This window comes from Pseudomonas sp. MLB6B (genome assembly GCF_054508135.1).
The window spans coordinates 3,412,116-3,425,535 of the sequence record NZ_CP199313.1; the positions used below are offsets into that span (position 1 = coordinate 3,412,116).

Sequence of the window (13,420 nt, forward strand, 5' to 3'; positions counted from 1 at the left end):
CGCCGAGCGGCCACAAAAAAACCCGCGTTCGCCAACCCTGGCGAACGCGGGTTTTCCATACCCTCAGATCACGCGCGCTTGGCGCTGCGCATCTGGTGGATGATACCCATCACCACCACCACGGCCGCCGCAGCACCGGTTGAGACCACCAGGATCTGGTAGTCGGGCATGAAGGCCATCACCACCAGGCAGACCACGATGAAGGCGATCACCAGGTAGGTCAGCCAAGGGAACAGCCACATCTTGAGCTGGATTTCCTTGCCTTCGGCGATCAGCTTGCGACGCATGCGCAGCTGCGAGAAGGCGATCACCAGGTACACCAGCAAGGCGATCATGCCCGTGGTGTTCATCAGGGTTTCCAGCACGTCTTGCGGGCGCAGGGTCTCGCTGAAGTTGATCAGCGCGCAGAACACCGCAACCAGGCACGAGCCGATGATGGCCAGCACCGGCACCCCACTGTTGCCACGGGTGCGCTTGAACAACGCCGGCGCGTCGCCGCGCTTGGCCAGGGAGAACAGCATGCGCGAAGCGGTGTAGTGGCCCGAGATCAGGCAGCTGCTCACCGAAGTCAGCACTACGAAGTTCATCAGCAGCTCGGCGTAGGGCACGCCTAGCAGCTCCAAGGTACGGCGGTAGGCGCCATAGCCGGAGATGCCCAGGTGCGGATCGTTCCACGGCACCAGGCAGACGATCAGGAAGATCGAGCCGACGTAGAACAGGCACACGCGCCACACCACCGAGTTGGTGGCCTTGACGATCTGACGGGCTGGGTCCTTGGATTCGGACGCTGCGATGGTGACGATCTCCGCGCCCAGGAAGGCGAACATCACCCCCAGCAACGCGCCGATGACCGTGGTGAAGCCATTGGGCATGAAGCCTTCGGCGGTCAGATGGGTGATGCCGCGCACTTCACCGAACTGCCAGATGTTCAACGCTGCCGCCGTACAGACGATCAGGAAGCAACAGATCGCCACCACTTTGATCAACGCGAACCAGAACTCGAACTCGCCGTAGTGCTTGACGTTGAAGAAGTTCACGGTGATCAGGATCAGCGTGGTCGCCAGCACGAACACGTTGACGCTCACGTCGGGGAAGAAACCATGCAGGATCTTGCCCGCCACGTAGGCTTCCCAGGCCATGAGGATCACCCAGTACCACCAGTACAGCCAGCCGATGGTGAAACCTGCCCAACGGCCGATGGCGCGGTCGGCATAGGTGGAGAACGAACCGGTGTCGGGCGACGACGTGGCCATTTCGCCAAGCATGCGCATGATCAACACGACCAGGATGCCGCCGGCCAGGTAGGCCAGTACCGAAGCGGGCCCAGCGCTGTGGATCACGCTGCCGGAACCGACGAACAAGGCGCCGCCGATGACGCCGGCGATCGACATCATGGTCAGGTGGCGCGGTTTGAGCGAAGCGCTGAGCTTGCTCTCGTTCTCCACGGTCGCGGAAGTGGTGGAGGTGGATGTTGCGTCCATCAGTGGTGTACCCCGTGCTTCTTTTTATCCAAGGAATTTGAGTGAGACCCCGATGGGCAGCGGCCTCACCTGTACAGCATGTGCAGACATCGAACCAAACGGGACGCGTCGGGTCAGACCACGGCATGCGTGGCAGCCTCTATCGGCAAAACGAACGCATCGCTCGGACGCGACTGTGCGCCCTGCTCCCGCTCTGCCTTGCCGAACCCAGGTTCATTTCGTGCGGCGACGCCGCACACAGACGTTCAGGCCTTCCTTGGCAGCCTGCTGGCAAGTCGCCGGCATCGCCGGCAGTCCTACCAAAACGTAAAAAAGCCGAACGCCGGCTAGACTCCAGCGCGTTCGGCCTCCACCGGTTCGCCGTCCTGAGGCGACGTCTGCCGGTTGTTGCTATGTTCGAGCGTCGGATGGGTATTGCCGCTGCTTCAGGCAGGGTCCGCGCCCGTTCGACATTCGACCGCTCAGCACCCTGGACGCATGTCCGAAACAGGTCATTTCGGCCAGTGTGTGGCGCTATCTGATACCTAATGTAAAAATGTCTGACACATTGAGCCATGCACAGCGCAGTGAAATCCGCACTGCACTGTACAGGCCGTCGATGCTGTACACCGCTCGTCACCCGGCACGTCCGCATTACCCAAGGCCCCAACATGCTCGAACTACGTCCAGACTCCGCTACGCCGCTGGTCAACCAGATCATCGACGGCCTACGCGAGCTGATCGACGCGCACACCCTCAAGCCGGGCGCCAAGGTGCCCTCGATCCGGGCGTTCGCGGCGACCTACTCGGTCAGCACCTTCACCGTGGTCGAGGCCTACGACCGCCTTGTGGCCCAGGGCGTATTGATCAGCCGCGGTAATGCCGGCTTCTTCGTCAGCCGCGTCAGTGGCGAGCACCTCGACAGCCCCGCGCGCGACAGCGACGCCGCACTCCCCTCGTTCAACGCCGAGTGGTACCTGCAACAGATCTTCGAAACCCGCCAACTGCCGTTCAAACCCGGTTGCGGCTGGCTGCCCAACGACTGGATGTATGAAGACGGCCTGCGTCGCGGCCTGCGCCAGGTGGCCGGCAGCCCTCTGGAGCTGTCGGGTTACGGCGACCCCTTGGGGCTGCCGGAACTGCGCGCCGTAACCGCGCAGAACCTGCAACAGGAACTGTCGATCGTCGCCAACCCGGCGCAGTTGCTGCTCACCCACGGTGCCAGCCAGGCGCTGGACCTGGCGGTGCGCACGCTGGTCCGCCCAGGCGATGTGGTGCTGGTGGACGACCCTGGTTACCCCAACCTGATGAGCATCCTGCGCTTCCAGGGCGCCACGCTGGTCGGCGTGCCGCGCACGCCCAACGGCTACGACCTCGACCAGCTCGAACGGCTGCTGGCCGTGCACCGGCCCACGGCCTTCTTTACCCAGCCGCACCTGCACAGCCCGACCTGCTCGCGCACGCCGTTGGCGCAACTGCACCGGCTTCTGCAACTGGCCAGCCAGCACGGTTTCCGGCTGATCGAGAACAATCTCTACGCCGACATGATCGCCGAGCCGCAACCCTGCCTGACCAGCCTCGATCACTTGCAGCAGGTGGTCTACGTGGGCAGCTATTCCAAGAGCATCTCGCCCAACGTGCGGGTGGGTTACCTGTTGGCCAACCCGCAACTGATCCAACAGCTGCTGACCCTGAAGATGCGCTCGGGGCTGACCACCTCGCAGGTGATGGAGCGCGTGGTCTACGCCGCGATCATCGACGGGCGCTGGCGCAAGCACCTCAAGCGCTTGCGCCAGCGGTTGGCCCAGGCCCATCAAGACGTCGGCGCACGCCTGCAACGGCTAGGCTTCGAACTGTTCGTCGAGTCCGACGAAGGCATGTACATCTGGACCCGTCACCCGCAATTGCCGGACAGCGCGGTGCTGCTCGACGAGGCGCTGAGCCAGGGCATGATGCTGGGCCCGGGGCAGCTATTCATGGTCGACGCGCAGCCCACGGGCTGGATGCGTTTTAATGTGGCGTTCAGCACGGCGCCGGAGCTGTGGGAGCTGTTCGAAGGGTTACTGGCCAGGCACGTACGCCTACCGGGGCGCTGAGGGCGCGGGTTCCTGCAAGCCGGCCAGTACTTCGGCCCGGGTCGTGACGTGTCGCAGATGCTGGACCCACAAGGCCTGGCCCGTCTGCCCCGAGCGGTCCAGCCAGGAGCCGATGCTCAGGTCGGTGACCAGCGTCGGCATCAACCCGGCATCGAACAAGGCAAAGCCTGCTGCCAGCAGACCGCTGTCGACCCCTACTCCGCATACCAGCACGCGCTCGGGCGCCAGTTCGCGCAGGTAGTCCAACGCCTCGGCCGGCAGGCCATAACCATGCTTGACGAACACCCGATCCGCCTCGTGCAGGCTTTCGTCGCTACGCGCCGGATGCCAGCCCGCCTGGCGCTGGAAAGGCGTGCGTGCCTCGTCGTGCAAGGTCAGCGTCGCCGCCGTCAGCAACCGCGCCGAAAACGCACGTACGCCATCGACCAGCCATTCGGGCGGCTCGAAGGTGGCCTGGACGTCATTGATCAGCAGCACCTGGCGCATGCGCCCTCCCCGTGCGACGGCAAAAAGCGCGCAGTATAGCCAGCCGGCGAGCACTCCTGCACGGTGCCAGGGCGATTTCACCCAGGCTGCGCCCGCCCCCATGAAACATTGTTCATGGACCTGCGATGCCCTGGCTACGGGGTCCACCGCGCCGGCCAGGGCCCGTACGCCGCCAGCGCCTTGAGCCCCGGGGGCGGCTTGCGTAGCATCCGCACGCTCGCGTCCCAGGCGCCGCCGCCCGCCAGCCCGCTACCCAGAGCCCGTCATGCCCCAGCCCATTCCCCTCAAGGACCACGAACGCGAAAAATCGCTGGTCAACCGCCGCTTGCTGGTTTGCGCAGGCCTGACCGTGGCCCTGGTCGGTGCTCTGGTCGGGCGCTTGTACGTGCTGCAGGTGATCCAACACGACAAGCAAAGCGCTGTGTCGGAAAACAACCGCGTGCACATGCTGCCGATCCCGCCCGAGCGCGGCCTGATCTACGACCGCAACGGCGTGGTCCTGGCCGACAACCGGCCCAGCTTCAACCTGACCATGACCCGCGAGCGCGCAGGCAACGTGGCCCAGGTGCTGGACCAGCTCACCGAAGTGCTGGGCCTGGACGCCGAAGACCGCCAGCAGTTCGACAAGGACCTGCGTCGCGGCCGCAAGCCCTTCGAGCCGGTGACCCTGATGGTGGGCCTGAGCGAGCAGCAGATCGCACACATCGCGGTGAACCAGTTCCGCCTGCCGGGGCTGGAAGTGGAACCGCAGTTCATCCGCGAGTACCCCCTGGCCGAACATTTCGCCCATTCGGTGGGCTATGTGGGGCGGATCAACGAGCGCGAAGCCAAGACCCTAGACCCCACTGAATACCGCGGCACCGAGTCGATCGGCAAGACCGGCATCGAGCACTTCTACGAAGACCGCCTGCACGGCCACGTCGGCTATGAAGAAGTGGAAACCAACGCCCAGGGTCGGGTGATGCGCGTGCTCAACCACCGCGACCCGACGCCGGGCGAGGACATCGTGCTGAGCCTCGACGCGCACCTGCAACAGGCCGCCGAACATGCCCTGGGCGAGCGCCGCGGCGCGGTGGTGGCGCTGGACCCGGCCAACGGCGACATCCTGGCGATGGTCAGCAACCCCAGCTTCGACCCCAACCTGTTCGTCAAGGGCATCAGCTTCAAGCAGTACGCCGCCCTGCGCGATTCCATCGACCGCCCGCTGTTCAACCGCGTGCTGCGCGGGCTCTATGCACCGGGCTCGACGATCAAGCCGGAAGTCGCCATCGCAGGCCTGGACAGCGGCGTGATCAGCCCCGCCAGCCGGGTGTTCGACCCCGGTTACTACGAATTGCCCAACTATGCCCACAAGTACCGCAACTGGAACCGCAGTGGCGACGGCTGGGTGGATCTGTCGGCCGCGATCATGCGCTCCAACGACACCTTCTTCTACGACCTGGCGCACAAGCTGGGCATCGACCGCCTGCACGACTACATGGCCGAATTCGGTCTGGGGCAGAAAGTGTCGCTGGACCTGTTCGAGGAAGCGGCCGGGCTCATGCCTTCGGCGCAGTGGAAGCGTGCTACCCGGCGCCAGGCCTGGTTCCCGGGCGAGACGCTGATCCTCGGCATCGGCCAGGGCTACATGCAGGTCACGCCGCTGCAACTGGCACAGGCCACCAGCCTGCTGGCCAGCAAGGGCGTATGGCACCGGCCGCACCTGGCGATGAGCGTGGGCGGCCAGGCGCCGGTCGACCCCAACCCCATGCCCGACATCGTGCTGCGCGATGCCCATGCCTGGGACGAGGTCAGCCAGGGCATGCAACGGGTGATGCACGATCCGCGCGGCATCGCCCGTGCGTCCGCAGCCGGCGCCCAGTACCGCATCGCGGGCAAGAGCGGCACCGCGCAAGTGGTGGCCATCCGTCAGGGCGAGCGCTACAACCGCGAGAAAACCCTCGAGCGACATCGCGACAATGCGCTGTTCGTCGGCTTCGCCCCGGCCGAAGCGCCGCGCATCGTGGTCGCGGTGATGATCGAGAACGGTGAGGCCGGCGGTCGCGTGGCGGGTCCGGTGGTGCGCGAGGTGATGGACGCCTGGCTGCTGGATGACCAAGGCCATCTGAAAGCGGCGACGACCGCGGCCAAACCGCCGCACGCGTGAGCCTGGACGGCAGTCTGATTGCGGTCGCCGAGCCTAGGGGCCGTCACGTTGCTCGAAACTTGCCATCGAAAAGGAATGCTCCGGTGCCCGCCGCGGTCCAAGCGCCATGGGGCACTGTCGCCCGCGCTATGGCGTTCACCGCGCGAAGGATTTTCATGGAAAGCATCGATCTGTTGGTTCTACGCACTGCCTGCGACTGGCTGGCCAGCGGCGAACGGGTGCTGCTGGCAACCGTCGCCGGCACCTGGGGGTCGTCCCCGCGTCCAGTGGGCTCGATGATGGCACTGCGCGCCGACGGCCGCGTGGTGGGCAGCGTCTCCGGCGGCTGTATCGAAGACGACCTGATCCAGCGTTATACCCATGCACATGGCGGCCCTGGCATGCCGGAGCGGGTCACCGAAGTGGTGCGCTATGGCGTCAGCGCCGACGAGGCGCACCGTTTCGGCCTGCCCTGCGGCGGCACCTTGGAACTGGTGCTGGAATTCGCGCCCGAAGTCGAATCGTTGCGCGCGCTGCTCGCCGAACTGGATGCGGGCCACCTGGTGCAGCGCCGGCTCGAACTCGACAGCGGCAAGGTCGCGCTGACCGTCACCGACCAGCCCGCGGTCTCCGGCCTTCAGGGCCAGGTCATGCACACCACGCTTGGCCCAGGCTACCGCTTGCTGTTGATCGGTGCCGGGGCGCTGGCCGAGTACCTGGCGACCATGGCCCTGTTCAACGGCTTCAAGGTGTCGCTGTGCGATCCGCGCAGCGAATACCGCAGCACCTGGTCGGTGGCCGGCGTCGAGCACCTGCCGGGCATGCCGGACGACGTGGTACGGGCGTTCGGCGCCGACCAGCGCAGTGCCATCGTCGCCCTGAGCCACGATCCGCGCCTAGACGACCTGGCCCTGCTCGAAGCCCTGCAAGGGCCGGCGTTCTACATCGGCGCCATCGGGTCGCGGCGCAACTCGCAAAGCCGCCGCGAACGGTTGATCGAGCACTTCGGCCAGACCGAAGCGTCGCTGCAACGTCTGCACGGCCCTATCGGTCTGCATATCGGCAGCAAGACACCTGCGGAGATCGCTGTCAGCGTCATGGCCGAACTGCTCGCGGAAAAGAACGGCGTGGCCTTGCCAGGGGCCGTAAGGGTGGCGGTGGGCAAGCACATGCAAGAATGCGCCGCCTGACCGTGCTTGCACCCGGCTTTGCACGGAAGACGACGACATTAGCGTCCACACAAGTGGAACAGTGGCAATTTGGGTGCAATACTCTCCAGCCTGATTGTCAGAGACATCACCCATGCGTGTATTCCTTAGTCACTTTCGAGACCGCGCACTGGAAGTGATGGCCTCGGGCGTCTCCATTCACGGCCTGCTCGGCGAATTCGCACTGGCCTTGCAAGTCGAAATCCCCGATGCTGTGGTCGGCATCCTGGTCCTGGACACGCCCGGCAATACCTTTCGTCACGCTATATTCCCCGCCATGCCCACGACCTTCACCAGCGCATTGATCGGCAATCCGATCAGCGCGGGCCGGGGTTCCTGTAGCCATGCCGTGCGCACTGGCAAGACCGTCGAAGTGCCCGATGTGGCGTCGGACGAGCGTTTTTCCGAGCAGTGGCGCGACGAGTTTCGCAAGCACGACCTGACTTCGCTGATCTCGGTCCCGGCCATCGGCGCGGATGGCGAGGTGCACGGATCGCTCGCAGTCGTCCATCCCATGGACGCAGGCTTGACCAAGGAGCAGCGGGTGTTCCTGTCGGGCGCTGCGGGCCTGTGCGCGCTGTTTTGCCGGTACAGCCGCACCCAGGAGTCGCAGACCTTGTTGATCGGTGAGCTCGAACACCGCATGCGCAACCTGTTTTCGACCCTTTCCGGGGTGGCGGTGCTGACCCTGCGAAACTATCCGGAGCCCGAGCAGTTCCGGTACATGCTCGATCAGCGCATGGTGATGATGCAGCGCGCCCATGCCTTGGCGCTGTCCCCGGCGGAAATGCCGCTGGCCTCGCTGCTGAGCGAGGTCCTGTCTCCCTACAGCGACCGTTACCGGATCCGTTTCGACGGCCCCGCCATTTTATTGGCCAAGGAAGCCGCTGCGGCATTTGCCATGGTGGTCCACGAGCTGGGTACCAATGCTGCGAAGTACGGCGCGCTTTCGCAACCGGGGGGCGAACTGCACATTAGCTGGCAAACCGAACCACGTTCTACCGAGGATTCGCACGACGGTTTCAGCTTGAGTTGGCAGGAATTCAACGGGCCCGTGGTGCTGGCGCCGTCACGCAAAGGCTATGGCACGCTGATGGTCAATGGGGCGCTGCGCAACGCGTTCAACGGCTCGGCCGCCTTCACCTATGAGGCGGCAGGGTTCAATTGCCTGATCAGCGCGCCGTTCAACGAGCGCCTCGGGCGGGCAGAGCCACGCCACGACTGACCTGGCACTGTCCTGCACGCCTTACGTCATGGCACTGGATCAAGCCCGCGGCGGATTCAACGCGTCCGTCAGTGGCAGATCGTCACCGGCAGGGCCGTCCGGTCGCTGATCCCAGCCGTCCTTGTCGGGATCGGTGATCAATGGATCGTCGCCAGGCACGTCGGGGCGCCCTGGGTCGGGCATGGCCGGGTCGAATGGGTCGCGGCTCGGGTCGGGCGCGTCGGGATCGTCTGGGGAGGAAAAACCAGGGTCTCTTGAATCGGTGCTCATGGCGAGGTACCTCATGCAGAGATAGGTGTGGCGGTAGGGTACGAATTATCGCTCGGCAGCGATTGCAGCGGCACGCCGCCTACTGATCGACTGGATGCTCGGGTGTGACCGAATCGTTGACCTCGACGTCCGGCATCTCTTCGTCGAGACCAGCGTCATCGTCGTGCAGCTCAGGGGCTCGCTTGGCGGCCGGGTCTTGCGGTGCGGGGTCGCGTGGCACGGTTGGGTGGTTGTCCATCGTCGAGTCTCCTAGCCGACGGGCGAAATGCCCGTCCTTATAGCTGTGAGCACCCTCGAAGCGGGCAGTGCCCGCTGCCGGACCGACGGCGGCGCTACCTCCTGATTAATCACATGGTAGAGCCAGTTCTTGGGAACGTTTTTCGACGCTAATTGACGGCTTGCGCGAATCGCTGCACTCCCCTCACACTGCCGCATCCCCCCGCTCACCGAGGCTTGCAGCGCATGTCGCCTTATTCGTCACAGCACCAGTATTACCTTTCAGGCGCGGAACGCTCGGCGATCGCGGAAATCGAGGGTACTACCAACATTCTCAAGCTGGTTTTGAAGTACACGGCCATGCCGTTTGCGGCTATCGCCAAGTTCAACGACAACGACTGGGTCATCTGCGCGGCCTTGGACAGAGGCGACTTCGGTTTGGAACAAGGCGATGCCTTCCCGCTGGAACGCACCATCTGCAGCGAGTTCCTGCGCACGCCGGAGGCCCTGCTGGTGCCCTCGCTAAGCCAGGACTCGCGTTTCGCCCTGCGCCCCATCGTCAATCAGCTGGGCCTGGACAGCTACGCCGGGGTGCCGATTTTCCTGCCCAATGGCGATTTGTACGGCGCTTTATGCGCGCTCGATACCCGCGAAGCGTATTTCGACGACCCGGACCTGGCCGAAGTGCTGTCCCTATTCGCACGCCTGGTGGGGTGCATCCTGTATGCGTGCATCGAAGACCAAGCCGTGGAGCCAGCCGAATCGGTTTGACCAGCCCTTGCGCCCGAACCGCCTCGAACGACCTCAATGACCTTAACGACAAAGCCCAGCATTGATGCTGGGCTTTGTCGTTAAGGTGCCGTTCGGATCATTCGGTCCTGGCGGTACCGTTCTCGCGGGGCACCTGCGAATCCTGGTCCGAGCCAGGGTTGCCCGCCGGTGGGTTCCAATCTTCGGGCTTTTTGCCTTCCTGAGAACCGACGCCTTGCTTGGGCTCGGACGACGTCTGCTCGAGTCCCGAACCGTGGCCTTCGCCGGTATCTGGGGTGTCGCTGCTCGGGCCTGGATAAGGTGCTGCGGGTCCATTGTTATCTTTGATCACGATCGTTCTCCGCTAGGGGACGCAGGCCATCTGCATCTGCAACATTGGAAGAACGCCGCGAGCCGAAGTGCGATGGCATTGACGAACGGCATTCACCTGCACGCTGCCCTACCCCTTCGACGAGCCAAACTGGTAGGGTTGCACCGGCATTGGTGGCACGCACCCGTGCTCGACCGAGTCGACGTCATTCGTTCAATAAGGAAGTACCCGATGAAACGCTATCTGGCCCTGGCTACCTTCGCTGCCCTGGTTGGCTGCAGCCATGACACACCTGTTCCGAACACGCCGAACCTTGAGGGCAAATGCGACGAAGTGGCAAGGTTCGACCTGTCGTTTTCGCGTTTCGACGAAGTCGCGCAGGACATCGGCAACGACAGCGGTTGCGTGATCAAGTCCGATCTGAACAGCACGGGCGCGGTGAAACCCAATGTGGTGAAAGGCGAAATGACCCGCCGTGAAGCCATCCAGGCGGCCATTCAGAGCACCGGCCTGCAGATCGTCAACCACCAGCCCGACCAGGTCACGGTGCAGTAACGGCACGGACCGGTCGGCGCGCTTGACTCGTCTCGCTAGGCGGCAAGCGCGCGTCGCAAGGCTCAGCAGTAACCAGGTGGGATGCCGTCCTTGTTCTTGTCCTTGAGTCGCTCGCGTTCTTCTTCGGTGGCGTGCGCCGGTACGTCGTCCTGCTGGGCAGGGGTGGGCTTGGGTTGCTCTTGCTTGGAATCGGTCATGTGCAACGTCCTCGACTGAAAAGTGACGGACGTTGGGCAGCGATAGACGACCATATGTTCAGTCGGACCGGCGGCCACCCGCTGCACTGCGAGCCCCCGCCGGCAAACAGCGTCATTTGCGTGTCTTTGGTTGGATCACCTGGGTATAGAGGAAGTAGCCCCCGGCGATTTCGGCGACGGCGAGCACCCCATGCAGCGGTCCGAACATGAAGGACGAGGCGATGAACGCCACGGCGACGATACCGGCGAAGATCTGCAGAATCTGCACGGTCTTGGGGGACACCGCGACCTTGCCATTGACCACGTAACCGGCGGCCAGGCCGATCAAGATACCGATGATGATGCGTGTGAACATTGCAGCTCCTTACTCGGGCGAGACGCCGATGTCTTGTGACGTGCTGGTGGGTAGGTGGACCAGGCGCGAAAGCTCGCGTTGAACCATCTTACACATCCGCAGTGGCGCGGGAGAGATGCGGACATGACCGACGCCCATATCAACACGCCTCGCCTTTCGGCGCTGCTCGCCAGGCGAACTCGAGACCGCTCTGGACGACAATCGAGGATCGGACGGGAGCTTGCGCGCAAGCTGCGGTCCAACGGTGCAGCGGGCCCTGCTCCGACCTGGACGGCGGTGCCGCGCCACCTCGTACGACAGGTGCGCACACCCTTCGCTCTGCCCACGATCCACTTTGGAGAATAGCCATGCCAGTGACCGTCAAGAAACTCGAAGGCGATGACATCCCCCCTCACCATCGCCAAGAAGGCGTAACCCAGGTATTTCGCGTTACGGACGACAACGGTGTCGAGCATTTCGTCGACACCGACGAGGCGGCCGCCAAACTTGCGGTCACTTTGAGCGAACTGGATCCAGACGAGCGCGTCTGAACCCAGCGCCTCGGCCATAGCAAGCCCGCAATCAGCGGGCGATCATGCTGGCGGCCTGCTCGGTCGCCTCGGTAGTGCGCGTCGCCAGCTTGCGCACCTCGTCGGCCACCACGGCGAAACCGCGCCCCGCTTCGCCGGCACGGGCCGCTTCGATGGCCGCGTTCAGTGCCAGCAGGTTGGTCTGGCTGGCAATGCTCTGGATGGTGGCGACGATGCTCGACAACTGGGCGATGTTGGCTTCCAGGGTCTTCTGGTAGTCGGCTTGGGATTGGCGCATCGCGCGCTGTTCGTGCTGCAGATGGACGTCCACCAGTGCCCCCACCACCCGCAACGGCAGGCCATCGGCGTTGCGCCGTGTCTGGCCGCGGGCGCGGAACCAGCGGTACTCACCCGAGCGATGCTTGAGGCGGTACTCGATGTCGAATGGGGTCTTGCCACTGCGGTCGGTCAAGTGCGCGGCGAAGGCCGACAGGCTGCGCTCCTTGTCTTCCGGATGCAGGCGCGAGGCCCAGCTGTCGAGCACGTCGGGAAATTCCTCGACCGTTTCGAAGCCCAGCAGGCGACGGAACTGCGGCGACCACCAGAAGGGGTTGCGCGGGTTGACCGGATCGCCCGCGATCACTTCCATGTCCCACAAGCCGTCGGACAGCATCTCACGGGCCAATTCGAAACGGGTGATGATCACATCGTGCTCGCGATCGCGCTCCAACTGGTCGTGGATGTCGCGCAGCGAGCCGGCCACGCGCAGAGGCGCGCCTTTGCCGTCGCGCAGGGTTTCGCCTTGAGCATAGAACCAGCGATAGGTACCGTCTTTCATGGCCAGGCGGTTCTTGACCCGGTAGGGCGTGCTGCCCGAGCGGTCGTTGAGGTGGCGCGCGAAGGCGTCGAGGGTGGCCTGTTTGTCTTGCGGGTGCAGGCGGTCGGCCCAGCTCGACAGCACGTTCGGGAAGTCATGTTCGCCCTGGAAACCCAGCATCTGGCGCAATTGCTGCGACCACCAGAACACGTTGTGCGGATTGACCGGGTCACCGGCCACCACCTCCATGTCCCATAGGCCCTCGCTGGACGCACGGTTGACCAGATCGAAGCGCACCTGATGGCGTTGCGCAGCGGCGCTGGCTTGGGCCAACTCCGCCTCGGTCGCAGCCAGTTGCTGCTCGACGTCGGCGCGCGCCTGAAGCTGCGCCTGCTCACGCGCTTGCAGGGTTTGCCAGGCTTGCATCACGGGTTGGTTACGCGAGCGCTGTTCGAGGTGAGGGGGCTGCAGCGTGGTGACGGCCTTGACCAATTCGTGCAGAGCCTTGCGGTCGCGCCGCGGCGCCAGGAAGGAAAACATGGGATAACCTCTTGATGGAAAAGGCCTGATCCCTGGCGTCATTCACCTGCATCGGCGGCGTTTGGCGTTTCTGTAGCATGTGGTTTCATTTAATTGGACGACTACCCAACGGCGTACAACTTTTTCCGCAGCGGTTTACTTAGCGATTTTGGACGCGGATCTTTTCAGCCGAGGACGAACACCGCAGCGGCAGTGGCCTTGGGTATGCGAGGCAGAGCAAGTTCCGGTGCCACGTTATTTGACGATCAGCCTTCGAGCAGGCAGGTTGCACGTCCTACTA

The 13,420-nt window shown here is 64.1% G+C and carries 13 protein-coding genes and 2 pseudogenes; 7 read left to right on the forward strand and 8 right to left on the reverse strand.

Annotation, left to right across the window (positions count from 1 at the left end):
- Positions 1-68: 68 nt before the first annotated feature.
- Positions 69-1,481: an amino acid permease gene (locus ACSMEV_RS15070; RefSeq protein WP_459205872.1), complete on the reverse strand. Its 1,413-nt coding sequence runs from the start codon at positions 1,479-1,481 to the stop codon at positions 69-71.
- Between the two features lie 650 nt (positions 1,482-2,131).
- Here ACSMEV_RS15070 and ACSMEV_RS15075 point away from each other — a divergent pair.
- The gene (locus tag ACSMEV_RS15075; protein WP_459205873.1) at positions 2,132-3,556 is read left to right on the forward strand and encodes an aminotransferase-like domain-containing protein; all 1,425 of its coding nucleotides are present in this window, start codon (positions 2,132-2,134) and stop codon (positions 3,554-3,556) included.
- Here ACSMEV_RS15075 and ACSMEV_RS15080 read toward each other — a convergent pair.
- Complete coding sequence (locus ACSMEV_RS15080) at positions 3,542-4,042, reverse strand: cysteine hydrolase family protein (RefSeq protein ID WP_459205874.1); 501 nt, start codon at positions 4,040-4,042, stop codon at positions 3,542-3,544. The two genes, ACSMEV_RS15075 and ACSMEV_RS15080, sit on opposite strands and share 15 nt — an antisense overlap.
- Before the next feature lie 265 nt (positions 4,043-4,307).
- On the opposite strand from ACSMEV_RS15080, the gene mrdA reads away from it, so the two are divergent.
- The 3 genes from mrdA to ACSMEV_RS15095 all read left to right on the forward strand — a co-directional run bounded on the left by mrdA (position 4,308) and on the right by ACSMEV_RS15095 (position 8,600).
- A complete protein-coding gene (gene mrdA, locus ACSMEV_RS15085; protein ID WP_459205875.1) occupies positions 4,308-6,188 on the forward strand; it encodes a penicillin-binding protein 2 in 1,881 nt (626 codons plus the stop codon).
- A gap of 155 nt (positions 6,189-6,343) precedes the next feature.
- Entirely contained in the window at positions 6,344-7,357 is a 1,014-nt protein-coding gene (locus ACSMEV_RS15090; RefSeq protein ID WP_459205876.1) for an XdhC family protein, read from the forward strand.
- A 157-nt stretch (positions 7,358-7,514) separates the two neighbouring features.
- Positions 7,515-8,600 carry a GAF domain-containing protein gene (locus ACSMEV_RS15095; protein ID WP_459205877.1) on the forward strand — a complete coding sequence of 362 codons (1,086 nt, stop codon included), beginning with the start codon at positions 7,515-7,517 and terminating at the stop codon, positions 8,598-8,600.
- 39 nt (positions 8,601-8,639) lie between these two features.
- Here ACSMEV_RS15095 and ACSMEV_RS15100 read toward each other — a convergent pair whose 3' ends face one another.
- Both ACSMEV_RS15100 and ACSMEV_RS15105 read right to left on the reverse strand, forming a co-directional pair.
- A complete protein-coding gene (locus tag ACSMEV_RS15100; RefSeq protein ID WP_459205878.1) occupies positions 8,640-8,870 on the reverse strand; it encodes a hypothetical protein in 231 nt (76 codons plus the stop codon).
- Between the two features lie 79 nt (positions 8,871-8,949).
- Positions 8,950-9,108 (reverse strand): hypothetical protein, encoded by a 159-nt coding sequence (locus tag ACSMEV_RS15105; protein WP_459205879.1) that lies wholly within the window; start codon positions 9,106-9,108, stop codon positions 8,950-8,952.
- A 224-nt stretch (positions 9,109-9,332) separates the two neighbouring features.
- On the opposite strand from ACSMEV_RS15105, the gene ACSMEV_RS15110 reads away from it, so the two are divergent.
- Together ACSMEV_RS15110 and ACSMEV_RS15115 are read left to right on the forward strand one after the other, a co-directional pair.
- Positions 9,333-9,857: a GAF domain-containing protein gene (locus ACSMEV_RS15110; RefSeq protein ID WP_459205880.1), complete on the forward strand. Its 525-nt coding sequence runs from the start codon at positions 9,333-9,335 to the stop codon at positions 9,855-9,857.
- 541 nt (positions 9,858-10,398) lie between these two features.
- Complete coding sequence (locus tag ACSMEV_RS15115; protein ID WP_296268335.1) at positions 10,399-10,722, forward strand: hypothetical protein; 324 nt, start codon at positions 10,399-10,401, stop codon at positions 10,720-10,722.
- A 62-nt stretch (positions 10,723-10,784) separates the two neighbouring features.
- Here the strand turns inward: ACSMEV_RS15115 and ACSMEV_RS15120 are convergent, their stop codons facing one another.
- Together ACSMEV_RS15120 and ACSMEV_RS15125 are read right to left on the reverse strand one after the other, a co-directional pair.
- Complete coding sequence (locus tag ACSMEV_RS15120; protein ID WP_459205881.1) at positions 10,785-10,919, reverse strand: hypothetical protein; 135 nt, start codon at positions 10,917-10,919, stop codon at positions 10,785-10,787.
- A 112-nt stretch (positions 10,920-11,031) separates the two neighbouring features.
- On the reverse strand, positions 11,032-11,274 hold the full coding sequence (locus ACSMEV_RS15125) for a hypothetical protein (RefSeq protein ID WP_296268337.1): 243 nt from the start codon (positions 11,272-11,274) through the stop codon (positions 11,032-11,034).
- 347 nt (positions 11,275-11,621) lie between these two features.
- Between ACSMEV_RS15125 and ACSMEV_RS15130 the strand changes: the two genes are divergently transcribed.
- On the forward strand, positions 11,622-11,804 hold the full coding sequence (locus ACSMEV_RS15130; protein WP_459205882.1) for a hypothetical protein: 183 nt from the start codon (positions 11,622-11,624) through the stop codon (positions 11,802-11,804).
- A 40-nt stretch (positions 11,805-11,844) separates the two neighbouring features.
- On the opposite strand, the pseudogene ACSMEV_RS15135 reads toward ACSMEV_RS15130, so the two are convergent.
- Positions 11,845-12,129 (reverse strand): annotated as a pseudogene (locus tag ACSMEV_RS15135) (methyl-accepting chemotaxis protein); the annotation flags it as partial.
- A pseudogene (locus tag ACSMEV_RS15140) lies at positions 12,118-13,182 on the reverse strand (PAS domain-containing protein); the annotation flags it as partial. The pseudogenes ACSMEV_RS15140 and ACSMEV_RS15135, both read right to left, overlap by 12 nt.
- Between the last annotated feature and the right edge of the window lie 238 nt (positions 13,183-13,420).

What these genes read in the sequence shown, in the direction of transcription:
- ACSMEV_RS15070 (WP_459205872.1), bottom strand. Translation starts at nt 1,481, where the DNA reads ATGGACGCAACATCCACCTCCACCACTTCCGCGACCGTGGAGAACGAG.
- ACSMEV_RS15075 (WP_459205873.1), top strand. Translation starts at nt 2,132, where the DNA reads ATGCTCGAACTACGTCCAGACTCCGCTACGCCGCTGGTCAACCAGATC.
- ACSMEV_RS15080 (WP_459205874.1), bottom strand. Translation starts at nt 4,042, where the DNA reads ATGCGCCAGGTGCTGCTGATCAATGACGTCCAGGCCACCTTCGAGCCG.
- mrdA (WP_459205875.1), top strand. Translation starts at nt 4,308, where the DNA reads ATGCCCCAGCCCATTCCCCTCAAGGACCACGAACGCGAAAAATCGCTG.
- ACSMEV_RS15090 (WP_459205876.1), top strand. Translation starts at nt 6,344, where the DNA reads ATGGAAAGCATCGATCTGTTGGTTCTACGCACTGCCTGCGACTGGCTG.
- ACSMEV_RS15095 (WP_459205877.1), top strand. Translation starts at nt 7,515, where the DNA reads ATGGCCTCGGGCGTCTCCATTCACGGCCTGCTCGGCGAATTCGCACTG.
- ACSMEV_RS15100 (WP_459205878.1), bottom strand. Translation starts at nt 8,870, where the DNA reads ATGAGCACCGATTCAAGAGACCCTGGTTTTTCCTCCCCAGACGATCCC.
- ACSMEV_RS15105 (WP_459205879.1), bottom strand. Translation starts at nt 9,108, where the DNA reads ATGGACAACCACCCAACCGTGCCACGCGACCCCGCACCGCAAGACCCG.
- ACSMEV_RS15110 (WP_459205880.1), top strand. Translation starts at nt 9,333, where the DNA reads ATGTCGCCTTATTCGTCACAGCACCAGTATTACCTTTCAGGCGCGGAA.
- ACSMEV_RS15115 (WP_296268335.1), top strand. Translation starts at nt 10,399, where the DNA reads ATGAAACGCTATCTGGCCCTGGCTACCTTCGCTGCCCTGGTTGGCTGC.
- ACSMEV_RS15120 (WP_459205881.1), bottom strand. Translation starts at nt 10,919, where the DNA reads ATGACCGATTCCAAGCAAGAGCAACCCAAGCCCACCCCTGCCCAGCAG.
- ACSMEV_RS15125 (WP_296268337.1), bottom strand. Translation starts at nt 11,274, where the DNA reads ATGTTCACACGCATCATCATCGGTATCTTGATCGGCCTGGCCGCCGGT.
- ACSMEV_RS15130 (WP_459205882.1), top strand. Translation starts at nt 11,622, where the DNA reads ATGCCAGTGACCGTCAAGAAACTCGAAGGCGATGACATCCCCCCTCAC.